The 25,795-nt window shown below is 64.9% G+C and carries 21 protein-coding genes; 14 read left to right on the forward strand and 7 right to left on the reverse strand.

Features of this window, described 5'->3' with window-relative positions:
• Nucleotides 1–23 precede the first annotated feature (23 nt).
• Nucleotides 24–404: a YbaN family protein gene (locus tag QQS53_RS12020; RefSeq protein WP_472776037.1), complete on the reverse strand. Its 381-nt coding sequence runs from the start codon at nt 402–404 to the stop codon at nt 24–26.
• A 233-nt stretch (nt 405–637) separates the two neighbouring features.
• Between QQS53_RS12020 and QQS53_RS12025 the strand changes: the two genes are divergently transcribed.
• Complete coding sequence (locus tag QQS53_RS12025) at nt 638–2,116, forward strand: NAD-dependent succinate-semialdehyde dehydrogenase (RefSeq protein ID WP_472776038.1); 1,479 nt, start codon at nt 638–640, stop codon at nt 2,114–2,116.
• A gap of 87 nt (nt 2,117–2,203) precedes the next feature.
• On the opposite strand, the gene QQS53_RS12030 is transcribed toward QQS53_RS12025, so the two are convergent.
• Entirely contained in the window at nt 2,204–2,395 is a 192-nt protein-coding gene (locus tag QQS53_RS12030) for a hypothetical protein (RefSeq protein WP_472776039.1), read from the reverse strand.
• A gap of 620 nt (nt 2,396–3,015) precedes the next feature.
• Here QQS53_RS12030 and QQS53_RS12035 point away from each other — a divergent pair.
• From QQS53_RS12035 to QQS53_RS12055, 5 genes are all read left to right on the forward strand, one after another.
• On the forward strand, nt 3,016–3,672 hold the full coding sequence (locus tag QQS53_RS12035) for a flavin reductase family protein (protein ID WP_472776040.1): 657 nt from the start codon (nt 3,016–3,018) through the stop codon (nt 3,670–3,672).
• A 91-nt stretch (nt 3,673–3,763) separates the two neighbouring features.
• Nucleotides 3,764–5,173 carry an aldehyde dehydrogenase family protein gene (locus QQS53_RS12040; RefSeq protein WP_472776041.1) on the forward strand — a complete coding sequence of 470 codons (1,410 nt, stop codon included), beginning with the start codon at nt 3,764–3,766 and terminating at the stop codon, nt 5,171–5,173.
• A 162-nt stretch (nt 5,174–5,335) separates the two neighbouring features.
• On the forward strand, nt 5,336–6,412 hold the full coding sequence (locus tag QQS53_RS12045; RefSeq protein WP_472776042.1) for an ABC transporter substrate-binding protein: 1,077 nt from the start codon (nt 5,336–5,338) through the stop codon (nt 6,410–6,412).
• Between the two features lie 85 nt (nt 6,413–6,497).
• On the forward strand, nt 6,498–8,099 hold the full coding sequence (locus QQS53_RS12050; RefSeq protein ID WP_472776082.1) for an ABC transporter permease: 1,602 nt from the start codon (nt 6,498–6,500) through the stop codon (nt 8,097–8,099).
• Between the two features lie 4 nt (nt 8,100–8,103).
• Nucleotides 8,104–9,195, forward strand: coding sequence for an ABC transporter ATP-binding protein (locus tag QQS53_RS12055; protein ID WP_472776043.1), 1,092 nt, complete (start codon nt 8,104–8,106; stop codon nt 9,193–9,195).
• Nucleotides 9,196–9,224: 29 nt separating this feature from the next.
• Here QQS53_RS12055 and QQS53_RS12060 read toward each other — a convergent pair whose 3' ends face one another.
• A complete protein-coding gene (locus QQS53_RS12060) occupies nt 9,225–10,913 on the reverse strand; it encodes an alkaline phosphatase D family protein (RefSeq protein WP_472776044.1) in 1,689 nt (562 codons plus the stop codon).
• Between the two features lie 343 nt (nt 10,914–11,256).
• Here QQS53_RS12060 and QQS53_RS12065 point away from each other — a divergent pair, with 343 nt between their 5' ends.
• The 7 genes from QQS53_RS12065 (at nt 11,257) to QQS53_RS12095 (ending at nt 21,703) form a co-directional block, all read left to right on the forward strand.
• Complete coding sequence (locus tag QQS53_RS12065) at nt 11,257–13,035, forward strand: purple acid phosphatase family protein (RefSeq protein WP_472776045.1); 1,779 nt, start codon at nt 11,257–11,259, stop codon at nt 13,033–13,035.
• Between the two features lie 211 nt (nt 13,036–13,246).
• Entirely contained in the window at nt 13,247–16,099 is a 2,853-nt protein-coding gene (gene leuS / locus QQS53_RS12070; protein ID WP_472776046.1) for a leucine--tRNA ligase, read from the forward strand.
• 238 nt (nt 16,100–16,337) lie between these two features.
• Nucleotides 16,338–17,552 (forward strand): ABC transporter substrate-binding protein, encoded by a 1,215-nt coding sequence (locus QQS53_RS12075; protein ID WP_472776047.1) that lies wholly within the window; start codon nt 16,338–16,340, stop codon nt 17,550–17,552.
• 6 nt (nt 17,553–17,558) lie between these two features.
• The gene (locus tag QQS53_RS12080; RefSeq protein ID WP_472776048.1) at nt 17,559–18,674 is read left to right on the forward strand and encodes a FecCD family ABC transporter permease; all 1,116 of its coding nucleotides are present in this window, start codon (nt 17,559–17,561) and stop codon (nt 18,672–18,674) included.
• Nucleotides 18,675–18,676: 2 nt separating this feature from the next.
• The gene (locus QQS53_RS12085) at nt 18,677–19,435 is read left to right on the forward strand and encodes an ABC transporter ATP-binding protein (RefSeq protein ID WP_472776049.1); all 759 of its coding nucleotides are present in this window, start codon (nt 18,677–18,679) and stop codon (nt 19,433–19,435) included.
• Nucleotides 19,436–19,512: 77 nt separating this feature from the next.
• Nucleotides 19,513–20,382 carry an SMP-30/gluconolactonase/LRE family protein gene (locus QQS53_RS12090; protein WP_472776050.1) on the forward strand — a complete coding sequence of 290 codons (870 nt, stop codon included), beginning with the start codon at nt 19,513–19,515 and terminating at the stop codon, nt 20,380–20,382.
• A gap of 508 nt (nt 20,383–20,890) precedes the next feature.
• A complete protein-coding gene (locus QQS53_RS12095; RefSeq protein WP_472776083.1) occupies nt 20,891–21,703 on the forward strand; it encodes a Fic family protein in 813 nt (270 codons plus the stop codon).
• A gap of 31 nt (nt 21,704–21,734) precedes the next feature.
• Here the strand turns inward: QQS53_RS12095 and QQS53_RS12100 are convergent, their stop codons facing one another.
• Both QQS53_RS12100 and QQS53_RS12105 read right to left on the reverse strand, forming a co-directional pair.
• Nucleotides 21,735–22,490, reverse strand: coding sequence for a hypothetical protein (locus tag QQS53_RS12100; RefSeq protein ID WP_472776051.1), 756 nt, complete (start codon nt 22,488–22,490; stop codon nt 21,735–21,737).
• Nucleotides 22,490–23,479, reverse strand: a complete 990-nt coding sequence (locus tag QQS53_RS12105; protein WP_472776052.1) for an MDR family oxidoreductase — start codon at nt 23,477–23,479, stop codon at nt 22,490–22,492. Before QQS53_RS12105 ends, QQS53_RS12100 begins: the two co-directional genes overlap by 1 nt.
• 124 nt (nt 23,480–23,603) lie before the next feature.
• Here QQS53_RS12105 and QQS53_RS12110 point away from each other — a divergent pair, with 124 nt between their 5' ends.
• Entirely contained in the window at nt 23,604–24,164 is a 561-nt protein-coding gene (locus QQS53_RS12110; protein ID WP_472776053.1) for a VanZ family protein, read from the forward strand.
• Here the strand turns inward: QQS53_RS12110 and QQS53_RS12115 are convergent.
• The gene (locus QQS53_RS12115; RefSeq protein ID WP_472776054.1) at nt 24,161–25,183 is read right to left on the reverse strand and encodes an FAD-dependent oxidoreductase; all 1,023 of its coding nucleotides are present in this window, start codon (nt 25,181–25,183) and stop codon (nt 24,161–24,163) included. The two genes, QQS53_RS12110 and QQS53_RS12115, sit on opposite strands and share 4 nt — an antisense overlap.
• The gene (locus QQS53_RS12120; protein ID WP_472776055.1) at nt 25,183–25,788 is read right to left on the reverse strand and encodes a response regulator; all 606 of its coding nucleotides are present in this window, start codon (nt 25,786–25,788) and stop codon (nt 25,183–25,185) included. The genes QQS53_RS12115 and QQS53_RS12120 overlap by 1 nt, the downstream gene beginning before the upstream one ends.
• Between the last annotated feature and the right edge of the window lie 7 nt (nt 25,789–25,795).

Consider the following 25,795-nt stretch of genomic DNA (forward strand, 5'->3'; position numbering starts at 1 on the left):
ATGGTGGGAGCGAATCGGGAGATTTATTCACCCCGGGCGGCCTCTTGGGCCTCCGCCGGCCGTAGCCGCCACAGATGCACGGTCACGCAACTGGCGATGATGATGAACACTACCCAGACGAGGGGCTTGTTAATCAAGGCGGCGGAGACGAGGATGCCTATCCACATGATGCTGAGGGTGCGGACCTTGTGGCGGGTACTCATCTGGCCCGACTCGTAGTTGCGGAGGTAGGCGCCGAAGACCCGGTGGTTGTAGAGGTAAGCGTGGAAGCGTTCGGAACTGCGGGCGAAACAGAACGCGCTCAACAGCAGGAAGGGCGTCGTCGGCAGAAGGGGCAGCACTACCCCGATCGCCGCCAGGGCCACGCTCACCCAGCCAAGACCAATGAGTAACGCCTTCCGCATAGTTGCCACCCTAGCGGATGTCCTCCCCCGCCCACCATTCGCCAAACGTGGGATCAGAGCCGCAACACAGCGGTACCGACGCTACCAAGGTATAACGTCACAGTGACTATAAGGGCGCGAGTGAGTGTCCGTCCCCGAATTGTTTCCGAAGGTGTGATCGGGGCCGCACTTTTCTAGACAAGTGTAGAGTGGCGATCAGAAGGGAACCTCGATTAGTAGTTTAGGAGTGGGACATGGCAGTTAATGTGGAAGAGCTTCTCAGTCGCGTACCGAAGGGTTTGCTGATCTGCGGGGAGTGGCGCGACTCGAGCGACGGTTCGACCTATGAGGTGGAAAACCCCGCCACTAAGGAAGTTATCGCCACGATGGCCTCCGGCTCCTCGGCGGACGCCCTGGCGGCTTTGAACTCCGCGTGCTCCGTCCAAGACCAGTGGGCCGCAACGTCCCCGCGGGAGCGTGCCGATATCCTGCGCCGCGCCTTCGAGCTCGTCCACGAGCGCGCGGAAGACTTCGCTACCTTGATGACCCTGGAGATGGGCAAGCCCTTGGCCGAGTCCCGCGGCGAGGTTACCTACGGCGCGGAGTACCTGCGCTGGTTCAGCGAGGAAGCCGTGCGCGATTACGGCCACTCCTCCCCCGTCCCGGAGGGCACGCTGCGCATGATTACCCGCCGCAAACCGGTGGGACCGTGCCTGCTGATTACCCCGTGGAACTTCCCGTTGGCTATGGCGACCCGCAAGGTCGCGCCCGCCGTGGCCGCCGGTTGCACGATGGTGCTCAAGCCCGCCAAGCTCACCCCGCTGACTGCGCAGTACTTCGCCAAGACCATGGAGGACGCCGGCCTGCCCGCGGGCGTGCTCAACGTGGTCTCCGGGCAGTCCGCCTCCACGATTTCCAATCCCCTGCTTGCCGATGCCCGCCTGCGGAAGGTGTCCTTCACCGGCTCCACCGCAGTCGGCCGCTCGCTGCTCAAGTCGGCATCCCACAACGTCCTGCGCACCTCGATGGAGCTCGGCGGCAACGCTCCCTTCATCGTCTTCGAGGACGCCGATATCGACCAGGCCGTCGAGGGCGCCATGGGCGCCAAGATGCGGAACATGGGCGAGGCCTGTACCGCCGCCAACCGCTTCTTCGTCCACGAATCCGTTGCGGAGGAATTCACCCGCAAGCTGGCCAAGCGGATGGGCCAGCTGAAGCTGGGCAACGGCCTAGACGAGAAAACAACCTGCGGTCCGGTCATTGAGGAAAAGGCCCTCAAGAACCTGGAGAAGCTCGTCGAGGACGCCGTCTCCAAGGGCGCGACCGTGGAAACGGATCAGCGGGCCGTGAAGAAGCCGGGCTATTTCTTCCGCCCCACCGTCCTGAGCAACGTATCCAGCCGGGCCCGCGTGATGCGTGAAGAGATCTTCGGACCCATCGCCCCCATCATGACCTTCCGCTCGGAGGCGGAGGTCATCGAGCTAGCCAACGACACCGAGTATGGTCTAGCCTCCTACGTCTATACTGAGGATTCCGACCGTCTCTGGCGCCTTGCCGACGGGCTGGAATTCGGCCTGATGGGCTTCAATTCCGGCGTCATCTCCAACGCCGCCGCCCCCTTCGGCGGCGTGAAGCAGTCCGGACTGGGCCGCGAGGGCGGCGCCGAGGGCATCGAAGAATACACCGAGGTCCAGTACCTCGGCATCCGCGACCCTTACGCAAACCAGGCCTAGCGAGGGCCCAGCCCAGCTCCTCGGGTACGCAAAAACTGGGGTGGATAGTCGATATCCGCCCCGGTTAAGTCTGCTGTGGGTCGGCCCCTAGGCTCGCGAATCGATGCTCGCTTTGACCCGACGCAGGGCAAGGACCATCAGAGTACCGATGGACAGTGCAGTGAGAACTCCCAAGATTCCTGGGTAGCCGAAGTCGTTGACCTCAATGGTGAACCAGACGCTGCAGGCTACTGCCGCTACCATCCACAAGATGAGCATGGCGATTAGGGAGCGCAGCAAGAATGCGGCCCGTGATCGCCCGCCCCGGGTCAGGCAGAACCAGGTGCAGGTGGCAAGAAAGACTGTGAAACTGAGCCCGCAGACCGCAAAGCAGACGGAATAAGGTATGCCGGCTCGCGGATTACCGGTAACCTCGGTGAGCCAAGGGGCGACGGTGGAAACTGTCGCGGCTGTGCCTAGGCAAGTACACAAAAGAGCCAGGGCCGCTGTTATCAGCAAAACAATTCTTTTGACGACGCTCAAAGTCGTGCTCCAATTCTGCGTGGTTGGAATACATACTTCGGAAAGGCTTTTAGGGACCAATGATGAAGTTGTAATTCAACACTGTGCGAGCTGCGTTATTTGGCATGAACAACGTCTTTCGGGACTGATATGGATAGGGTATGAAGATGGCGAAAATAAGTCAAGAGCTGGATCCTATCATCCAGGTTGGACGGAAAATGCATCTTGGGTGCTGAAGGACAGCTCGACTCTATTTACGTCGCAGCTCGTTCTGATCCTTAATGTTCCACGTGAAACATTCGCATTCGGGGGCGAAGAGTCCTTGCCGGGTTCACCGGGTGCGCATAGTATTGCGTTAACCGGCCAGCCCCATCCGCCAAACCAGGAAGGTTTCTTCCATGAAGTTCAACCCGTTAACTGAAAGCTCCGGACTGCCGCACTCGCCGTTCAAGGGCTGCACCGTGCCTCGCCCCATCGGATGGCTCTCCTCGGTGAGCGAAGACGGTCGGGAAAATATCGCGCCTTACAGTCAGTGGCAGAACCTGACGTTTGACCCGCCGATGGTGATGTTTTCCGCGAACCACTACCCCGACGGGCGCCGCAAGGATACGGTCATTAATGCTGAGCGCACCGGATGGTTTGTCTGGAACATGGCCACCTATCCCCTCCGCGAAGAGGTCAACAAGTCTGCGATGGCGCTCGAGGCGAACGAGAGCGAGTGGGACCACCTCGACGTCACCAAGGTCTACGCTGACAACTACCCCATCCCCATGGTCAAGGAATCCCCGGTCCACTTCGAGTGCCGTTACCTGTCCACGCAACGGCTTATGGGCAACTCCAACCAGGGCAGCATCGACGTCGTATTCGCGCGGGTGGAGAAGATTCACATCGATGACGATTATCTGACCGAGGATGGGCTGCTCGACATCCTCAAGGCCGAGCCGATCGCCCGCATGGGCTACTTCGACTACACGGTAGTCCGCGAGAAGTTCGAGATGCGCGTCCCGGGCGCCTCGGAAGAAGCCCGGCAGGGCCTGGAAGGTACCGCCAACTAACCGCATGGTTTCACGTGAAACCATGGATGTGTGACCTGTGCAATACTGGAGGCCACGTTCTTGACCCTCCGATCCTCTCCTAGGAGTTCTCATGACCACAGTGCACAACTACGCAGACCTGCTCCCCAACGTCGACTCGGGCAAGGGGCGCGAAATCATCAACCCGGCGACCGAAGAGGTCGTCGGCGTCGCGCCCGTCGGCACGGTCGATGACGTCGAGACTGCGGTGGATAAGGCCCGCGCAGCGCAGAAACACTTCGACCGACTGGGGGATGCCGCCCGCTGCGACCTCTTGCTCAAGGCTGCTGACGCCATCGAGGAACACACGGAGGCGCTGGCGGAGCTGCTCTCCCGCGAGCAGGGCAAGCCGCTCAACGGGCCGAACGCGCGCTTTGAAGTCGGTGCCTGTTCCGCATGGCTGCGCGCCACGGTGACGTTTGAATCCCCGGACTACACCGCGGTGGAGGACGACATCACTGCCACGGTGCACTACCGCCCGCTTGGCGTGGTGGGTGCCATTGGCCCGTGGAACTGGCCCATGATGATCACCGTCTGGCAGGTGGCGCCGGCGCTGCGGATGGGCAACGCGGTCGTCGTGAAACCCTCCGAATACACGCCGCTATCCGTGCTGGCGTTGATGAAGATTGTCAACGAAGTGCTGCCCGAGGACGTGCTCCAAGTGGTTACCGGTGACGGTGAAGTAGGCGCGGCGATGTCGACGCACTCTGGCATCGACAAGATTATGTTCACGGGATCGACCGCCACGGGGCGCAAGATCGTAGAATCCTCCGCGGCTAATCTGACGCGCCTGACGCTGGAGCTGGGCGGTAACGACGCCGGCATCGTCCTGGATGACGCGGACATCGACGCTATCGCCGGGGATCTGTTCTGGGGTGCGTTCATCAACACCGGGCAAACCTGCGCGGCGATGAAGCGCCTCTACGTCCCCGCCGGAAAATACGACGACGTCGTGGCGGCCCTGATTGAGGTGGCTAAGAACTCCCCCATGGGCGTTGGTCTCGAGGAGGACAACGTGCTTGGTCCGCTGCAGAACCAGCAGCAATTCGAGATCGTCGACCGCTTGGTCAAGGAGGCAAAAAAGGGCGGCGCTACGGTACTGCTCGGCGGCGATCCGGACTACGACGCGCCGGGCTACTTCTACCCCGCCACGTTGATCGGGGACATCGACCCGGATAACGCGCTCGTGGTGGAAGAACAGTTTGGCCCCGTGCTGCCGATCATCGCCTACGAGGACGAGGAGTGGGCCATTGAGCAGGCCAACAAGCTGGATGTCGGGCTGGGCTCTTCGGTCTGGTCCAGCGACCGCGAGCGTGCGCGCCGCGTGGCTGCCCGGCTGGAGGCCGGTACCACGTGGATCAACGGCCACGGCGGGGTGGATCCCCGCGTCCCCTTCGGCGGCATCAAGTCCTCCGGCTACGGGGTGGAGTTCGGTGCGGAGGGGCTGAAGGGCCTAGCCTACCCGCACATCATCAACGGCTAAAGGCCGAAACCGGCCGGGGAGATAATTCACCGCAGCGCAACGTGGAGAAAACCTGGTATTAACCTCCGGGGACTTGGATGGTCAGACATGGTGTCGAGGCTCTGAGCTAAAGAGCCGACGCTAAAGTCCCTATCTCTATCACTTGCATGAAGGAGTTTGCGCATGAAACTCTCCGGTTACTTTAACCGCTACCGTCCCTCCCACCGCCCCCGTGCGGCAGCCGTTATCGCGGGCGTGGCGACCGTGGGTATGGCGTTAACTGCCTGCTCCGAACCGGCCGAAAACGGCAGCGGCGGAGATGACTCCGCGGCCGGGGGCGACCAGACGACCCTGACGGTCTACACCTCCGAGCCGGAGGACAAGGTCGATGAAATCAACGCGGCGTTCGAAAAGGCACACCCGGATATCTCCGTGGAGGTTTACCGCGCGGGTACGGGCGACCTGAATGCCCGTATCGAATCCGAAAAGTCCTCCGGCGGTATCGAGGCCGACGTCCTGTGGGCGGCGGACTCCGCCACCTTCGACCAGTACGTCGCCAGCGACGACCTGAGCCAGCTAAAGGACGTGGACACCTCCAGTCTCATCGATGAGGCAGTCTCGGAGGACGGTTACTACGTCGGCACCCGCATCATCCCGACGGTGATCGCCTACAACACCGACGTTATCGATGAGGCTGACGCCCCGCAGTCGTGGGCCGACTTGGTCGACCCGGAGTATCGCGACAAGATCGTTCTGCCGAACCCGGCGGTCTCCGGCGCAGCGGCCTTCAACGCCTCGGTCTGGAAAAACCACGAACAGCTCGGCGAGGACTGGATCAACCAGCTGGGTGAGAACTCCCCGATGGTGGCGGAGTCCAATGGGCCCACCTCCCAGGAGATCGCATCGGGCTCGCGCCCGGTGGGCATCGTCGTGGATTATCTGGTGCGCGACCTGGCTGCCCAAGGCTCGCCTATCGCCACCGCCTACCCGAGCGAGGGCGCACCCTACATCACGGAGCCGGCCGGTGTCTTTGCCGATAGTGAACAGCAGGAGGCCGCCGAGAAGTACATCAACTTCCTGCTGTCCGAGGAAGGCCAGAAGCTGGCGGTGGAGCAGTCCTACCTGCCGGTTCGCGACGACGTCGGAGTGCCGGAGAACACCCCGGCCCTAGACGAGATTGAGCTCATGACCCCGGATCTGGACACCGTGACCGAAGACAAGAATGCCGCGGTCAAGGTCTTCCAGGACGCGATGAACTAAAGCCTTGGCAAGTACACTTACGCGAAACACTCAGCGAAGCGCCCAGGCCACTAAGGCCTCCGGCACCGCCCCCAGCGCCACGTCGCTGTTGTCGGGGGTTTCCCTCGCCCGTTTCGGCACCTGGCTCGTGGTGGCCGGGGTCTTCGTCATCCCGCTGTCTCTGGTCGTGGCCCTGGCTTTGGGCGGCAACCAGTGGCCCCTGTTGCTGGATAGCGGCTTGGGCCAGGCGGCGTGGAACTCGTTTTTTACCACCTTGCTCTCCGCGGTGGGCGCAGTCATCGTGGGCACCGCCATGGCGCTGGTGCTGGACCGCACTGACGCGGCGGGCACGCGGTGGCTGCGCCTGCTGCTGCTCTCCCCGCTGCTGGTCCCGCCGTTTATCGGGGCCATCGCCTGGATGCAGCTGTTCGGGCCGGCGCAGGGGGTTAACCGCCTCTTCGGCACGACGGTATGGAATATCTACGGCGCCGACGGCGTGACGGTGTTGATGCTGGTCCACTCCTACCCGATGGTCTACATCATCATTGCTGCGGCGCTGCGGGGCCTGCCGGCGGATCTGGAGCAGGCTGCCCGGGTCTCCGGCGCCGGCCCGTTTATGGTCTTTTGGACAGTCACGCTCCCGCTGCTGCGGCCCGCGTTGCTGTCGGCGTTTACGCTGACCGCGGTGTCCAACCTGGCCGACTTCGGTATCCCGGCCATCTTGGGCTCACCGCAGGGCTTCGAGACGCTGGCGACGATGATGTACCGCTTCATGGACTCTGGCACGGTGTCGAACCCCCTCCAGGTGGTCTCCACGTTGGGTGTGGTTCTGCTCGTGCTGGGCATCGGCGCGGTCATCGCTGAGCACGTCGTGTCCCTGCGGGCGGCGACGACGCTGCAGGCAACGGGCGAACCCGCGCTCTTCGAGCTGGGCGCTCTGCGCGCGGTGGTCACTGCGATCGCGTGGTCGGTGGCGCTGGTCATCGCGGTGGGCCCGCTGGCTGGACTTGCCTATCGAGCTTTGTTGCCCGCGCCGGGCGTCCCGTTTACATGGGAGAATATCTCGCTCAACAATTTTACCGACGCGGTGTCCAACCCGCGGGTCATCGACGGCTTCCAGAACTCGGCCTTCCTGGCTCTCAGCGCCGCCGTGCTCTGCGGGATCATCGGCTGGGCGGTAGGCCTGGTCGTGACCCGCACCCGCCTGTGGGGCAACACCGCCCTGACCCTACTGGTGCTTTTGCCGACGGCGCTGCCCGGCATGATAGTTGGCATCGCCTGGCTGATCTTCGGCCGGTACACGGGCATTTACAACACGATCTGGGTCATCCTGGGGGCGTACGTGTGCGCCTTCACCGCCCTGGTCCTACAAGCCGTGCGGGCTCCCCTGCGGACCACTCCCCTGGCCGTGGAGGAAGCCGCGCGGATGTCCGGTGCCGGGCAGGTGCGGGCGCTGCTCTCGACGACGGGAGCTATGGCGATCCCCGCGGCCATCTCCGGGGCGGTGCTGGTGGCGGTGACCGCGGTCCGCGAGCTGACGGTGTCGATTCTGCTCATCGCGCCGGGCACCACGACCCTGGGCGTTCAGGTTTTCAATCTGCAGCAGGCCGGGGCTTATAACGAGGCGGCGGCGCTATCGCTGATGTTTAGCGTGGTGGGCATCGTCGCGCTCGCGCTGTCCGCCCGGTCCCCCGGGAAAGGAAAATAAAAAAGTGTCATTTCTGGAATTACAAGACCTGACCGTCGATTTTCCCGACGGCACTCGGGGCCTGGACTCGGTGAGCCTAGCGGTCGAAGAAGGCGAATTCGTCGCGCTCGTGGGCCCGTCCGGTTCGGGAAAGACCACGCTGTTGCGCACTATTGCTGGGTTCGTCCACCCCACGGCGGGCGTACTCCGCGTGGCGGGCGAGGATCTAGCAGGCCTGCCCCCGGAAAAGCGCCGCATGGGCATGGTCTTCCAACAGCACGCGGTCTGGCCGCACATGAGTGTCGCGGACAACGTGGGCTATCCGCTGAAGATGGCAGGCCTCGCTGCGGCTTCGCGGCGGGAGCGGATCCACGAGGCGCTAACCATGGTCGGGCTGGAGGGAATGGCCAAACGTAAGCCCTCTACCCTCTCCGGCGGGCAGCAGCAGCGAGTGGCGCTGGCCCGTGCGGTGGTGGCGAACCCGAGCGTGCTGCTTCTCGACGAGGCGCTCTCGGCCCTCGATGAGCCGCTGCGCGACAAACTGCGCCGCGATCTCACGGCCCTGGTGCGCACCCAGGGGCTCACGGCGGTCCACGTGACCCACGACCGCGCCGAGGCCCTAGCGGTAGCCGATCGCATTGTGGTCCTGGCCGACGGTCGCATCCAGCAGATAGCCACGGCCCCGGAGTTGCTCCACTGCCCTGCCAGTCCCGCGGTGGCGCGGTTTATCTCCGACGCCACGGTGCTGGACGGGCGCGTGCGCAACAGCGCAGTGGAGTGCCCAGAACTCGGTATTGGTTGGGAGGATTTCGCCTGGGCGGCGGGGCAAGAGCGGGAAGCCGGAAACGCTGCCCCACCCGACGGCGGAGCGGTAGAAATCGTCGTCCTGCCCCGCACCGTGGGGATTACCGCGCCGGGTCAGAAGGGCGCCGTCGACGCCACGCTGACCTCGGTGCTCTTTGAGACCACGGCGTATTCGGTCACGGCCGAGACCGGCTCCGGGCACACCTTCCGTGCCAGCGTGGGGCTGGAGCACCACCCCGAGGTCGGCGACGCCGTAGGGCTGAAGATCAGCCGGCCGATGGTCTACCCGGAATCGGCCGCAGACCGCGCTTAAGGCGGGTTTAATTCGCCCTAACGGCTCGTCTATTCGCTGTCCGAGGGGTCGAAGCCGCCGTCCACGCGCCAGGTGCGGGTGGTGTGCAGGGAGACGCTCGCCTCGGGGTCTTCGACGTCTGAGACGCGGTAGTAGCGCATCTCCACGTCGTCAGCGCGCAGCTGCGCGACCGCGTAACCGTGGGCGTCGTAGTCGAGGTGGTTGACGTTGGGGTTGGCGTCCTTGATGGCGCTTTCCACCAGCAGCGAGGTCGAGTTGTCCTCCGCGTGGTAGATGCCGGTGTACTCGGTCAGGATCTCGTCGACGTTCGGCGCGGAGATGGACGTGGTCACCATCTCGCAGGCGACCTCCTTGTCGCCGGTGTAGATGGAGTTGGCCCACTCGGAGTGAATATCGCCGGTGACGAAGAAGTTGTGGCGGCCGCGCTTGCCCAAAAGCTCGAGCAGCTGGTCGCGGTCGTGGGTGTAGCCGTCCCACTGGTCGGAGTTGAGTGCGATACCGGAGCGGGAGGCTTTCATGGCCTGGAGTGCTTCTTCGGCCTCGCGGTTGCCCGGCATGGTCAGCAGGCGCATGGGCGACATCATCACCGAGTTGCCCAGTACCATCCAGCGCGCCGGGGAGGTCTCCACGACGTCGGTCAGCCAGGCGAACTGCTCGCTGCCGAGCATGGTCCGGTCCGGGCTGGCGAAGTTGGCGGCGGTGGTTTCCGCGTCGCGGTAGCTGCGCAGATCCATCAGCGTCAGCTCCATGAGGTCGCCGAACTGGAAGCTGCGGTACAGGTGGCCTTCCTGCGAGGTGCCGGCCTTGCGCAGCGGCATCCACTCGAAGTAGGCCTGCAGGGCCTGGTCGCGGCGGCTGGCCCACTGGCCCTCGGCGAAGCCGTCGGTGTGGTTTTCCGCGCCGTCGCGCCAGGCGTTGTTCGCGGACTCGTGGTCATCCCAGGTCACGACCCACGGGGCGGAGGCGTGCGCGGCCTGCAGGTGGGCGTCGGTGCGGTACCGCCCGTAGCGCATGCGGTAGTCCTCGAGGGTGGTGATCTCCCACGACGGGTGGTGCGGGCGGGCGATGCCGGACTTGCCCACGTACTCGCCCGTGCCGTACTCGTAGATGTAATCGCCGAGGAAGACCACGAGGTCGAGCTCGCCGGACCAGCCGCGCTCGGCCATGTCGCGGTAGGCACAGAAGAAGCCGGACTCGTAGTTCGCACACGATGCCACGGCGAAGGTCAGCTGGTCCGGGCTATCCCCGTGGGCGGGTGCGGTCTTGGTGCGACCCACCGGGGACTCGGCCCCGGCGTGCGGGCCGTCGGCAACGCGGAAGCGGTAGTAATACTCGGTAGCCGGGCTCAGGTCGTGCGGCTCGGCGTGGATCGTGTGATCGCTATCCGGGCTGGTGGTCTCCGTGCCGCGGGCGACGATGTCGCCGAACTCCTGGCTGGTAGCCACCTCCCAGTCGACGCGGGTGGGCTCGCCCAGGCCGGAGCCGGGCAGCGAGTCACGATCCGGGGTAACGCGGGTCCACAACACCACGGAGCTCGACAGCGGGCCGCCGCTGGCGACGCCGTGCAAGAACGGCAGGCTGGCACCGGAATCCTGGTTATAAATATCCAACGGGGAGGTTGGCTCGTCTTGGGCAAAGGCGGGGGCCGCGGCGATGCCGGCTGCGGTGAGCGAGGCAGCGGTCAGGGCCGTGCGGCGGGAGAAACGGGTTGTCTTCATGGCTGACAAACTAGCCCAGTCCCGGGCTGCTCGCTGGGGGAATAAGAGCTGGTAGTTGAGTCTTAAGTAGAAGTTATTCTCTGAGTAATCTGACTTTAACCTGACATTTACCTGTATTTGTTTCCATGTGCCTAACGTTTTGCTCAAGCCGGGTGGTTTACGCGGGGCGACCGAAGTTCTCTCCCTCCGTGACCACCCGGCTCTAAAGCTGTAAAACAACTCGCCCACAAACTCTGCTTTTGGTTCTGCCGCACGCACCGTGGGGCACCGCACGCTCGATGACAGTGATGAGCTGCAGCGCCGCCAGGCCTTGTGGCAGGGCCGTTTGACCAGGAAGAAGCTCATGATTAAAGCTCGCCTCAACCGCTCATTCGTGGCGCTTGGTTGCGCCTTGTCTGTCACTCTTGCCTCCGGCGCCGTCGTGCCGACCACCGCCCAGGCGCAGGAATCCCCGATTTTCCGCCAGGTCCTGCAGCCGGGTGCGGATGAAACCTCCGTCATCGTTTCCTGGCGCACCAAGCACAAGGGCGAGGAGAAGCTCAAGGTCTACCCGACCGGGCAGGAAGACCAGGCGAAGGAATTCGACGCCAAGGAAAAGGACGCCGGCCGCATCCTCTACCTGTCGAACTACGCGACCGCTACCGGCCTGGCGGAAAACACCGAGTACACCTACGTGGTGGGCTCTGACGAGGGCGGCTGGTCCGCCCCGCAGACGTTCAACACCGGTTCCTACGGCGAAGACTGGTCCTTCGTCACGATTAGCGACGCGCAGATCGGCGTGGAGACGAAGATCGAGGAACAAACCGAGCAATGGAACAAGACCATCAACAAGGCCATCGGTGACGTTCCGGACTCGCAGCTCATCTGGTCCCTGGGCGACCAGATTGAGGGCTGGGGCGCTCCGCTGGCCCAGTACGACGGTTTCTTCAGCCCGGATGTCATCCGGCAGGTCCCGCTCAGCGCTATCCCGGGCAACCACGAGGGCTACCCCTCCGCGATCTCTTTTGGTGACTACGACGAGCACTTCATCAACCCGAACCAGGCCCCGGACGTGCGCGACTCCTGGTTTGAGCGCAACTACGTGCTGTTTATCAACCTGGACTCCAACGCGGGCCAAGAGGACGACATTGAGCGCCACAAGCGCTTCCTCAAGGACACCATCGACAACCGTGGCGCCTTCAACGATTGGGTAATCGTGGGCATGCACCACTCCCTGTACTCGCAGGCCACCCACTACACCGACACCGACGTGGGACGCCTGCGCGACGGACTGGCCGACACCTTCTCGGAGCTCGGCGTCGACGTGGTCCTCTCGGGCCACGACCACATCTACACCCGTACCCACCTGATGAACGGCAATGAGCCGGTCTCTGAGGGCCTAGGCAAGCGCAATGACAAGCTCTCCCCGAACGACAACGAGGTCCTCTACCTGACCACCACCAGCGCCGGCGGCGGCAAGTACTATGATTTCCAGGACGTCAACGGTCAAAAGCAGCCGAACGCCCGTATGGAACACGTCCCGCAGGAACTGGTCCACGACTCCACCGCCTACTGGCGCCAGGACTACACCCCGGATTACCTGCGGGTGGACGTGACCGGCGAGGAACTCCGCTTGACCACCTACGACGAGCCCACCGGCGCACTCGTCGACCGCGTCACCCTGGAAAACCGCGACCGCGCCCTCGTCGATCCGCGCGAGGAGCAGCCGGAACCGACCGAAGAGCCGACCACCGAACCGTCGACCGAACCTTCCGTGGAGCCGACCACCGAGCCCTCCGACGAGGAGACTACCGAACCGTCGACCGAACCTTCCGAGGAGCCGACCACCGAACCGAGCGAACCGGAAGAGTCCACTGAGCCGGGTAAGCCGGGCGAGACCGAAGAACCTTCGAAGCCGAGCAAGCCGTCTGAGCCGGCGAAGCCGAGCAAGGAACCGAACAAGGAAGGCAGCTCGAGCAGCAGCGATGCTAGCTCGCAGGGTTCGTCCAACGTGTTCTGGGGCTTTAGCCTGGTTGGGGCGCTGCTGGGCGCGCTTGGCCTGGGTAGCTGGGCAGCCTGGAAGTATCTGCCGCACCTGATGATGAAGCCGGTCAAGAACTTCTTCGACCGCATCTTCGGCTAGGCCCCAATCTAGCCGGCACGGCAAAAGCCGCGCGGCGCTGAGATGCTCAGCGTTCGCGCGGCTTTTCGTCACTGGAAGATAAGCGAAGTATGCGGATGGTGATGATGGCGCTTTGAATTGTTCAGTGGCCTTCAGCATTCGGGTCCAAAAATTTGGCCCCGGCTTAACCTAAACTGACACCGCTAACCTGCGGCGACTACACTGTGTGCCTATGACTAACCCGAGTGATTCCACGGATACTACCGCGCACCGCTATACGCCGGAACTGGCTAACCAGATTGAGAAGACCTGGCAGCAGTACTGGGCAGATAATGGCACTTTTAACGCGCCGAACCCGGTCGGCGACCTGGCTACGGATGGTCAGTTGCCAGCGGAAAAGCTCAACGTGCAGGATATGTTCCCCTACCCCTCCGGGGCGGGGCTGCACGTGGGCCACCCGCTGGGTTATATCGCTACGGACACCTTCGCCCGCTACAACCGCATGCTGGGTAAGAACGTGCTGCACACTCTGGGTTATGACGCCTTCGGCCTGCCGGCTGAGCAGTACGCCATCCAGACGGGTACGCACCCGCGGACGACCACGATGGCCAATATCGACAACATGCGCCGGCAGCTGGGCGCCCTGGGGCTGGGCCACGACCCGCGCCGCAGTGTGGCTACCACGGACCCGGAGTTTTACAAGTGGACGCAGTGGATCTTCCTGCAGATTTACAACGCCTGGTTCGATGAGGAGCAGGGCAAGGCCCGCCCGATTTCGGAGCTGATCCAGGAGCTGGAGGCCAACAAGCGCACCACCAAGGACGGGCGCTACTACGAGGATCTCACCGCGGCGGAGAAGGCCGAGGCGGTGGACGAGTTCCGCCTGGTCTACCTGTCGAATTCCACGGTGAACTGGTGCCCGGGCCTGGGCACCGTGCTGGCCAACGAGGAGGTGACCGCGGACGGCAAGTCCGAGCGCGGTAACTTCCCGGTCTTCCGCAAGAACCTGAAGCAGTGGATGATGCGCATTACCGCGTACTCGGACCGGCTGCTCGATGACTTGGAGCTGTTGGACTGGCCGGAGAAGGTCAAGTCCATGCAGCGCAACTGGATCGGCCGCTCCCGGGGCGCGGACGTGAACTTCACCGCGGAGGGTCAGGAGATCACCGTCTTCACCACCCGCCCGGACACCCTGTTCGGAGCGGAATACGTGGTGCTGGCGCCGGAGCACGAGCTGGTCGACCATCTGCTCTCCCCCATCCCTTACGACGACGACATCGATGAGCGCTGGACCTACGGCCACGATGACCCGAAGGAGGCCGTGGAGGCCTACCGCGAGGACATCGCCGCGAAGTCTGACCTGGAGCGCCAGGAAAACAAGGACAAGACCGGCGTCTTCCTGGGTACCTATGCCACCAACCCGGTCTCCGGGAAAAAGGTCCCGATCTTCATCGCGGACTACGTCCTGACCGGCTACGGCACCGGCGCCATCATGGCGGTCCCGGCCCACGACACCCGCGACTACGAGTTCGCGCAGACCTTTGGCCTGCCGATCACGGAGGTTGTCAGCGGCGGCGACGTCAGCACCGAGGCCTGGACCGAGGACGGCACCCTGGTCAATTCGGCTAACGATGCCGGGCTGGATCTCAACGGCCTGGACAAGAAGGCCGCTATCGCCCGCACCATTGGCTGGCTGGAAGAGACCGGCAAGGGCGCGGAGAAGATCCAGTACAAGCTGCGCGACTGGCTGTTCGCCCGCCAGCGCTACTGGGGCGAGCCCTTCCCGATTGTCTACGACGCGGACGGCCACGCCCACGCCCTGCCGGAGTCCATGCTGCCGGTGGAGCTGCCGGAGGTAGAGGACTACGCGCCGGTCTCCTTCGATCCGGAGGATCGCAATTCGGAGCCGCAGCCGCCGCTGGCCAAGGCCCGCGAGTGGGTCGAGGTCGAGCTGGACCTGGGCGACGGCCCGCAGACCTACTACCGCGACACCAACGTCATGCCGCAGTGGGCTGGGTCCTCCTGGTACCAGCTGCGCTACGTGGATCCGACCAACGATGAGCAGTTCTGCGATCTCGAGAACGAGCGCTACTGGACCGGCCCGCGCCCGCAGGAGCACGGCGCGAATGATCCGGGCGGCGTCGACCTGTACGTCGGCGGCGTGGAGCACGCCGTGCTGCACCTGTTGTACTCCCGTTTCTGGCACAAGGTGCTCTACGATTTGGGCTTTGTCAGCTCCAAGGAGCCGTACCGCCGCCTGTTCAACCAGGGCTATATCCAGGCCTATGCCTACACGGATTCCCGCGGCGTCTACGTGCCGGCCGCCGAGGTTGAGGAGAAGGACGGCAAGTTCTACTACAACGGCGAAGAGGTCAACCAGGAATACGGCAAGATGGGCAAGTCCTTGAAGAACGCCGTCGCTCCGGATGACATTTGCCGTGACTTCGGCGCGGACACGCTGCGCGTCTACGAGATGTCGATGGGCCCGCTGGACACCTCCCGCCCGTGGGCCACCAAGGACGTGGTGGGTGCGCAGCGCTTCCTGCAGCGCCTGTGGCGTCTAGCCGTCAACGAGGAGACGGGTGAGCTGGCGGCTACCGATGCCGCCCTGACCGAGGAGGACTTGAAGGCCCTGCACCGCACGATCGCGGGCGTGCGGGACGACTACGAGAACCTGCGTCTGAACACCGTCGTGGCCAAGCTGATCGAGTACGTCAACTACCTGACCAAGGCCTACTCGAACGGTGCGCCGCGCCAGGCCGTCGAGCCCATCGCGCAGATGGTCTCCCCGGTCGCCCCGCACATCGCGGAGGAGATCTGGCGCCGCTTCGGCCACACAGAGACCATCACCTTCGAGCCCTTCCCAGCCTACGAGGACAAATACCTGGTGGACGACGAGATCGAGGTCCCGGTCCAGGTAAACGGCAAGGTCAAGTCCCGCATCCACGTCGCTGCCGATGCCGACCAGGACACCGTCCTGGCCGCCGCCTCCGCCGACGCGAAGATCGCGGAACTGATCAGCGGCAAGAACGTGGTCAAGCAGATCTACGTGCCCGGCCGCATGGTCAACCTCGTCGTGAAATAGCCGGGCAAGGGCAAGTCGGGGACGGGCGGATACTTTCTTTTGGGGTAATCCGCCCGAAAACCCGCGGTGAGGTGGGGTGATTTCACTGCGGGTGGCCCGCTGGGGCCGCTCGGAGGGGTTATAGAGGGATTGTTTAGGGCAGGGTCGCCTAAAAAAATTTTGTTGCCATCCATCGGAGGTCTAAGGTAAAGCTGTCCTTGCTTACCTGCTTATTTCTCTGAAAGGGTTCTAGCACATCATGAAGAAAATCCTGGCCGCTGTCGCGGCGACTGCGCTGGTTTTCGGCGCAGCGGGCTGTTCTAGCGACTCCGCCGATAACGGCTCCAACGGGTCGAACGGCTCGAGTGGGGCTTCTCAAGTAAACCAAGACGGCACAAAGGTGGAGAACGCGGCCCTGACGGTCCACGACGCCGCCGGACGCACCGTCGAGTTCGCGGAACAGCCGGAGCGCATCATCCTGGCGGAAGGCCGCAACACCTTCGTCACCTCGATTCTGCAAGACGATCCGTTCGAAAACGTCGTTGCCTTTGGCTCGGACCTGACCAAGGCCGCGCCAAAGTTCGAAGAGAAGCTCTACGAGCTGAACCCCGCGGCCAAGGACCTGCCGGAGATCGGCAACATCGCCAAGGGCGACGTGACCGTGGAAAACCTGCTGGCGCAGGACCCGGACGTCGTGGTCATGTCCCTGGACCACAAGGACGGCGCGGAAAAGACCGGCTTCCTGGACGATCTGGACAAGGCCGGCATCACCTACGTCTTCACCGACTTCCGCCAGAAGCCGCTGGAGAACACCACCACCTCCGTCAAGCTGCTGGGCGACCTGCTGGGTAAGACCGAGCAGGCCGAGAAGTTCAACGACTTCTACGAGGGCAAGGTCAAGGAAATCACCGACCGCGTTGCCGACGTCAAGGACGAGGACCGTCCGGAGGCGCTGGTTTGGACCGCGGCCGGCATGATGGACTGCTGCTCCGTCTCCGCGGACAAGAACTTCGGTTCCCTGCTGGACGCGTTGCACGCCAAGAACCTGGGCGAGGACATCACCTCGGCCGAGAACAACACCCTGACCGCTGAAAAGATGATTGAGATGCAGCCGGAGAACCTCATCGTTACCGGCGGCGAGTGGTCCGATGAGACGGACAAGACCCCGGACGTTCGCCACGTCCAGCTGGGCTACCAGTCCAGCCCGGACAAGGCCCAGGAAACCCTGGACGGCCCGCTGGAGACCCCGGGCCTGGACCTGCTGGAGGCGCCGAAGAACGACAAGTACTTCGCCGTCTACCACCAGTTCTATGACAACCCCTTCAACGTCTTCGCGCTGGAGGCCTTCGCGAAGTGGCTCTACCCGGATAAGTTCCAGGACATGGACGCGGCCAAGGACTTCGAGGACTTCCACAAGGACTGGCTGCCGTTCGATTACTCCGGCGCCTTCTTCGCTCAGAATGGGGATAAATAACCGGCGATGGCATTAATGCAAGCAACAGACCCAGACCGTCTCCGTCAGGCTCAGCCCGCTGCGGGCGAGGAGAACGCGGAGCTAAAGCAACTGGCCATCAAGGACTACCGATCGCGGGGGCGCCGGAAGGTGGTGGCCATCGTCGGGCTGTTCTTGCTCGCCTTCGTGGCCTTCGTCGTGGCGACCGTCGTCGGCCCCATCGACTTGGGCGTCCGTGATCTCTTCCTCGCGCTGACCGGCTCCGACGGGGTAGATCAGCGCACCCACACGGTGCTCTGGCAGCTGCGCCTGCCCGCCTCCGTCATGGCCCTGCTGGTCGGCGCGGCCCTCGGCCTGTCCGGCGCGTTCATGCAGACCATCCTGGACAACCCGCTGGCCGAGCCGTTCACCCTGGGTATCTCCTCGGCGGCGGCTTTCGGCGCGGCCTTTTCCATCGTGATGGGCTGGACCATCCTGGCCAACCCGCAGTTCAACCTCGCGCTGCTGACCTCCGTCTCCGCACTGCTGGCGGTTCTCGTGGTGGCCGCGGCATCCCTGTGGCGCGGCGCCAGCGCGGAGGTAATGATCCTGCTGGGCATCGCCCTGTCCTTCTTCTTTCAAGCCCTGCTGTCGCTGATGCAATACGGCGCCTCCACGGAAGCCTTGCAGCAAATCGTCTTCTGGACCATGGGCTCCATGCAGCGGGCCAACTGGACCTCCAACGGCATCATCGGCGTGGTCCTGCTCGTTGCCCTGCCGTACGCCGCCGCCAGCGCGTGGAGGCTCACGGCACTGCGCCTGGGCGACGACCGGGCGGCATCGTTGGGCGTCAACGTCAAGGCCCTGCGGATTGCGACCCTGGTGGTCGCCTCGGTCCTGGCCGCCGCGGCCGTGGCTTTCGCCGGGATCATCGGCTTCATCGGCCTAGTGGGCCCGCACATCGCCCGCATGCTGGTGGGCGAGGATCAGGCCTTCTTCCTGCCCGCCTCGGTCGCCTCCGGCGCGGTCCTGATGACCGTGGCTTACGCGGTCTCCATCTCCATCGTGCCCGGGGTGGCTATCCCGATTGGCATCATCACCGCCCTGGTGGGCGTGCCCTTCTTCGTCTTCCTCGTCTTCTCGCGGCGGAAGGGAAGGAGCTAGCCATGGCAATCACGGTTGACAACCTCAGCTTCCGCTACGGCAAGCACACCATCTTGGATGGCATGTCCTTCGGGCCGCTAAAGGACGGCCGGGTGACCGGCCTGCTCGGCCCGAACGCCGCCGGCAAGTCCACGCTGCTCAACACCATCGCCGGGCTCAAACAGCCGGCGGGAGGCCGTGTGCGCCTGACCCGAGGCGAGACCGAGCTGAGCAAGAAAGAACGGCGCACCGCTATCGGTTACGTGCCCCAGGACATCCTGTCGACGGCCTCGCTGACCGCGTTTGAAAGCCTCATGGTCACCGCCCGGCGCAGTCACCGCCCCGGGGTAGAACCGGTGCAGGCCAGCGCCGACACGCTGGAGCTGCTCGGCATCACCTACCTGGCTGACCGCCTGGTCTCCCAGATGTCCGGCGGCCAGCGCCAGCTGGTCAGCGTCGCGCAGGTCTTGGTGGGCAACCCCGACATCCTATTGCTGGACGAGCCGACCTCCGCGCTGGACCTGCGTCACCAGATCAAGCTGCTCAAGGTGGTGCGCGGCACGGTGGCCGACGGCGCGCGCCAGGCCGTCGTGGCCATCCACGACGTGAACCTGGCGGCCCGCTACTGCGACGACCTGCTGGTCATCAAGGGCGGCAAGGCCCTGGCCCACGGCACCCCGACCGAGGTGCTCACGCCGGAACTCATCGCCCAAGTCTACGGCATCGAGGCCACCATCCTGGACGACGCCGGCACCCCGGTCATCTGCCCGGTGTCGGCCTAAGCCTTCCGCCGGGGCCGCGGGGGCGGTGGAGGGCGCGCTTACACTGGAAGGCATACCACTCGTTCAAGGAGGTTTGTATGTCTGAATTGCTCGTCTTGCTGCACCAGAAGGAAGAAATCGTAGCCGTAGATACCGCGACGGGATCCGCGCGCACGGTGGTGGAAAGCACCGGCGGCGGGCCCGATGGCATCGCCTTGGCTGAAGGATATATTTTCTACTCCACGATGGGCACCCCGCGCCCCAACGGCACCCAGGAGGGGGACTATTCCTCCCCGGACGGCGGCATCCACCGCGTTGCCTTCGATGGCACCGCCGCCACCGGCCCGGTCGAAGACTTGGTCGCCAGCGATGACGCGCGCTTTAGCACCGGCAAGCAATTGATCTACGCCGACGGCGCGCTTTATGTGGGCGACCGCGAAGGCCACAAGGTCTGGCGGGTGACGGACCCGGCGGGCTCCGCCCAGCTGGAGCAGCTACTAGCCACCGATCCCGCCGGCAGCTGGGAGACCACCCCGGTTGGCGTGGCCGTGCACGACGGCACGCTGTACTGGACGCAGAAGGGCCCGTCGAAGGGCGGCCACGGCAGCATCCACGCCGCCGAACTAACGCAGCTGGGCGCCGACGCCGTCGATCCGGGAACCACCCTGGTGAACGGCCTGCCCGAGCCCATCGATCTGGCCGTGGTGGGCGACTATATGTACTGGACCGACCGCGGTGCGGAGCCGGACGGCAACTCCCTCAACCGCGCTCCCCTGGCGGATCTAAGCCAGGTCGAGGTCGTAGTCCGCGGCCTGCACGAGGCCATCGGGCTAGCCCTGGCCCCGGAAGGTTCCGCGGTCTGGGTCAGCGACCTGTCCGGCACCATCTACCGCGTGGACGCCGAGACGACCGAAGCCACGGCCGTCGCCCACCTGGATACCCCGGCTACCGGCATCGTCTTCGTCTAACCGGTCCTTCCACCGAGGACACCGGCTGGCTCGCAGGGGCAGGGAAAGTTTTCATCGAAGTTGTTCCTTTCGAGAAAAAGCACAAACTTAGGCAATTAAAGTTTCGTGTTTTTCGGAAAGGGAAAAGATCCTTTGCTAATCTCGTGCCATGACGTGGCCGCACCTGGAGTATGAGACTCGTCCTTGGGCACCGACGCTAGACCGAGGACTCTCGCGGCGGCGTATGCGGGAATACCGCAGTGCTCTTGTCCCGCGGATCGCGGAAAGTACTCCGTCCCTGGGTACTGCTACCTGGGCGTTGCTTGACGCCGCGACCATCGCGGTCGCGAAATTCGAAGGGGTGCACGTGCATGGCGTGGTCCCCTTCGCGCCCCTGCTTCTGCGATCGGAGTCGATGGCATCCAGCCGGATTGAGAACCTGACGTCCTCGGCCCGCAAGGTTCTGGAGGCGGAACTTACCGCCGCTGGGAACCCTAACGCTCGACTCATCGTGGCGAATACCCGCTTGATGCGGGAAGCGATTGAGGCAGACTCACCTAGTACGGATGCCATCCGCGCCATGCACCGGGTGTTGCTCCGTGAGGATGCGCCGGAAATCGCCGGCGCGCTCCGCACCGAGCCGGTATGGATCGGCGGGCGGGAAGACTCGCCCCGTGATGCGCTGTTCGTCCCTCCCCACCAAGACCAGGTGAAAGAACTCCTGGGGGATCTGGAGGCCTTCATGGCTCGCACGGATATCCCGGCGCTCGCCCATGCGGCAGTGGCTCATGCTCAGTTTGAGACCATCCACCCCTTCGCCGACGGCAATGGGCGTACCGGCCGGGCGCTCGTCCACGTCATGTTGAAAAAGCACGGGCTATCCCGGGGCACTGCGCTGCCCGTCTCGGCCGGACTGCTGGCGCAGACGACAACCTATTTTGCCGCCCTAGATGACTACCGGGAGGGCAAGGTGGAGCCCATCGTGAAGCTCTTTGCGGAGGCAGCGGTTCAGGCGGTTGAGCAGGGCACCTGGTTGGCCCGCCAGCTGCAGGAGATTCAACGGGAATGGAAAGCCCGGCTTAACGCACGCGGAGATGCCCTGGCCTGGGACGTGCTCCCGCTGCTGTTGCGGCGTCCTGTCCTGACGGCGAGTGCGGTAGCCGAAGAGCTACATACGTCATCGGCTAACGCCCGCAATGCGCTGGACCGACTGTCCAAAGACGGGATCGTCGTGGCCGCCAACCTGGACAAAAGGACACGAGCGTGGCGCTCGCCGGAGGTCCTCGAGGTCCTGGACGAGTTCGCGGAGGCGGCGGGCCGCCGCAGCGACGCGCCGGACTAGAGCGCCGGATGCGCGGTGCTTGGCTGCGGGCTTAGCGAGCCAGGGCGGTCTCCCAGAAACCGGCGGAGGCCAGCATGCAGGCCGCGCCGAAGAAGACCTGGCCTTCTTCCGGGACCTTGCCCGTTAGCAGCAGTGGGAGGTTGCCCGCCGGGGTGGCCAGGGTAGCGACCACGAATTCATTGCCGGTCAGCTGGTTGGTGCGCTTTTGTGCGCTGCGGATGACCCCGCCGAGACGGGCGAAGGGGTTGACGTTGCCCGGGTGGAAGTCGCGGTAGAAGCGCTCGGTCGACGGCGAATAGAGCATGGACGGCTCGGCGGCACCGTAGGCGTCCTGAGATTCGCGCCACTCCTCCACCGAGTCGTACAACGTGTAATCGGTGCCGGCCGCGGCCATGCGCAGTTCGGTGGCGCGCAGCTTGCGCCCGCCCGCGGGATTGCCGGCGGGCAGGGCGAAGGCCTCGTCCGAGGCGGCGGCGAACTGGTTGAAGACCTCCCCGTCGCCGGCGCGGCGCAGCTCCACCAGCGACAGGTAGGGGCTGACCCGGTAGGTCGACGCGTCGACCGTGTTGTCGGAGCGGAAGCCCGGCAGGGTGGCCCACTCGCCTTCGTACTGCAGCGCGGTCATGCGCGCGCCGGACGGATCCTGGTAGGTCATGGCGGCGTCGAAGCCGTCCACCGGGATGGTCCGCTGCCCCGGGGCCTCCTGGATGAGCTCTAGCAGCTCGTCGAAATCACCGAATTCGAATCCCAGGGCGGCATAGACCTGGGCCATGGCCTCCTCGCGCATTAGAGCTCCACCACCGTGCGGCCGTGGCGGGTGCCGGCCAGCAGGGCCGCGCCCGCGTCGGCGACCTTATCGATGCCGATGGTCGTCGTCAGGCTGTCGAGCACCTGCGCCGGCAGCTTGTCCGTCAGCAGGTCCCAGGCGCGCTGGCGGTAGTCCAGCGGGGCGTCGACGGAGTTCACGCCGGCCAGGATGACGTTGCGCAGGATGAACGGCAGCACGGTGGTCTCCAGCTTGGGGCTGGCGGCCATGCCCGTGGAGGCGACCACGCCGCCCCAGGTCACCTGGGCCAGGACGTTGGCCAGCACGTGGGAGCCGGCGGTATCCACCGCGCCGGCAAAGCGGGCCTTTTGCAGCGGCTTGCCGGCCTCCGCGAACTCCGCGCGGTCCAGCACCTCGTCCGCGCCGAGGCTGCGCAGGTAGTCGCCGTGTTCTGCCACGCGGCCGGTCAGGGCCGTGACGGAAAAGCCCAGCTGCTTGAGCAACACGACCGCAATCGAACCCACGCCGCCGGTAGCGCCCGTGACCAGGATCCGCGGCGAGTCAGCGGGGGAAAGCCCGTGGTCCAGCAGGGAGTTCACGCACAGCGCGGCCGTGTAGCCGGCGGTGCCGATGGCCGCGGCCTGCGCCAGGGTGAAGGCCTCCGGGACGGCGACGGTGGCCTCCGCGCGCACGCGCTGGCGGTCGGTGTAGCCGCCGTGGCGGAACTCGCCCAGGCCGTCGCCGTTGCAGACGACCTGGTCGCCCGGGCTAAAGCGCTCCGAGCTGGACTCTTCCACGGTGCCGACGACGTCGATGCCGGGAACTAGCGGGTTGGTGCGCATCACGCCCTTGTCCCCGTTCAGGGCCATGGCGTCCTTGTAGTTCAGGGAGGAGTGACTGACTGCGACTACGACGTCACCTTCGGTGTTGACCGAGTTGACCGAGTCCTGCTCGGACTCCTGCGAGTGTTGGACGGAGCCGTCATCGTTGCGAGTTACCCAAATAGTCATGTCCGCCATGTTATGCGCCCCACGGCTAACCTGCATTGTTAGAACGGCCACCATCGCCGAGGACTCAGGTTCCTGCCAGTGTCTCCCCTCCCGATTAGCAGGGCGGAAGGCTACGGTAGAGGACATGTCAGCCAATTACCGCCTCGCCGTCGCCGAGCCCACCGCCGCTCGGCCACGTCGTGCTGGACGCGGGCGGTTGGCCTTCAGCTTCGTCGTCATCCTCGCAATGGTGGGGCTGGTGACCCTGGCCAAGCCGTGGATTGAAATCCCCGGCCTCATCAACGGCTCGGCGCACGCGATCCGCAGCCTGGATCTGCAATTCCTGGATGGCTGGGAGACCCCGCCCATCTGGTATGGGCCGTACACCAACACCTTCGGCAATATCCTGCTGTTCGTGCCGGTGGGCGCCGCCTTCTACGCCCTGACCCGCGGCACCGGCCGCGCGGTGCTTCTGGGCCTGGCCACCAGCCTGAGCATCGAGGTCATCCAGTACATCTTCGCGCTCGGCTACAGTGACGTCGACGATCTGCTGTTCAACACCATCGGCGCGGCGCTCGGCGGCATCTGGTTCGCCCGCTGCGACCACGCGGCCCGGACCCGCCTGTTGCGGCGCCTGACGCTGATAGCCGCCGTCGTCGCCGCCCTCATGCTCGCCGCCTTGGGCTACACCCTCCTGCGCGGTTAGGCGCGGACAATCTCCTCGACCGCGGCGGCGGTCTGCTTAGCGAACGGCGAGACCCCCGTGATGGTGGCCGAGGCGGGGCCGGTCCAGCTGCCGTAACCCACCAGGAAAAGGCCGGGTACCTGGGCTTTGCCCTCGGCGACCAGGTGCCGGATGGGCCCCAGGGCCGGGCGGAAGCCCGTGCACCAGATGAGGTGGTCGTGGTCGAGCTCGTCCAGCCGCCCGAAGATGGGCTGGGCGGCCAGGCGCCCGGCATCGCGCGCCGCCTTGACCGGCGGGACCATGACGATATCGCCGAGGGAAGACTCCGAACCCGGATCGGGGCGGCCCTCCTTCTGGGCCAGCAGCCGCGCGCGGCTGCGGTGGAAGAGATCCCGGCCGTCGATGTCATCCGGCATCCAGCGCGGCGGCCGGTGCGTAAACCAGTCCACTCGGGCCGCGGTGCCCAGCAGGTCCGCGGCGATCTGGGCGCCGGAATTGGCCCCGCCCACCACGGCCACGCCCGCGCCGGCGAAGGGGGAAGCACCCGGGTACCACGCCGAATGCCACTGTTTTCCGCGGAAGTGCCCGGGGTAGAAAGGGATAAACGGGCTGGACCACGTGCCGGTCGCGGCCACGACGGTGCGGGCGGTAACCGTCGGGGCATCGCCGCCGCGGAGGGCCAGCACGAAATAATCCTTGCCGCCCACACCGTGGCTGTCCTCGTGGCTGGCGCTGCGGTGGTCGACCCGCGTGACAGTGACCGGGCGGTTGACCGGCAGGTCGTAGCGCTTTTCGTAGGCGCGCAGGTAGTCCACCACGTGGCTGGCCGGCGGGTAGCCGGGGTAGGCGGGCATCGGCATGCCCGGCAGGTTCGAGGCCGTCGCCGGGCTGAACAGGCGCAGCGAGTCCCAGGTGTGCTGCCAGGCCCCGCCCGGGGCGGGCTCGGCGTCGAGGATCCGGAAATCAAGGCCGCGCTTGTGAAGGTAGTAGCCGCAGGCGAGCCCGGATTGTCCGCCGCCGATAACCAGGCAGTCGAGCATTAGATGAGCTTCAACTCCTGCGCCCGGTGGATGGCCGCGGTGCGGGTGTCCACGCCCAGCTTCTGATAGATGTGGATCAGGTGCGTTTTCACCGTCGCCACGGAGATAAACAGCTGGCTGGCCAGCTCCTTGTTGGACACGCCCGTGGCCAGCGCGCGCAGGATCTCAATCTCGCGGGCTGAGAGCGCCTGTTGCCCGCGGCCTAGCCTATCGGCGAGCATCCCGGCTACCTCCGGGGACAGCGTGCGGCGGCCGGCGGCCGTGTCCAGCACCGCCTGGTGGAGCTCCTCTTCCGGCGAGTCCTTCAGCAGGTAGCCGCGGGCGCCGGCCTCCAGGGCGGCGACGATGTCGGCCTCCGTGTCATAGGTGGTCAGGATGAGCACCGGCGGCCCGCCGCGCTCCACCACCCGCTGGGTGGCCGTAATGCCATCCACGCCGGGCATCTGGATATCGCAGACGATGACCTCGACCTGCGGGTCTAGGTCATTGACCGCGGAGCCGTCCGCGCCCTCGGCCACGACCTCGATGTCGTCGAAGCTGTCCAAAATGGCGCGCAGGCCCGCGCGGACCACGGGGTGATCATCAATCAGCATCACTGCCACCATGGTGCTC

The organism is Corynebacterium sp. 2571A (genome assembly GCF_055700935.1).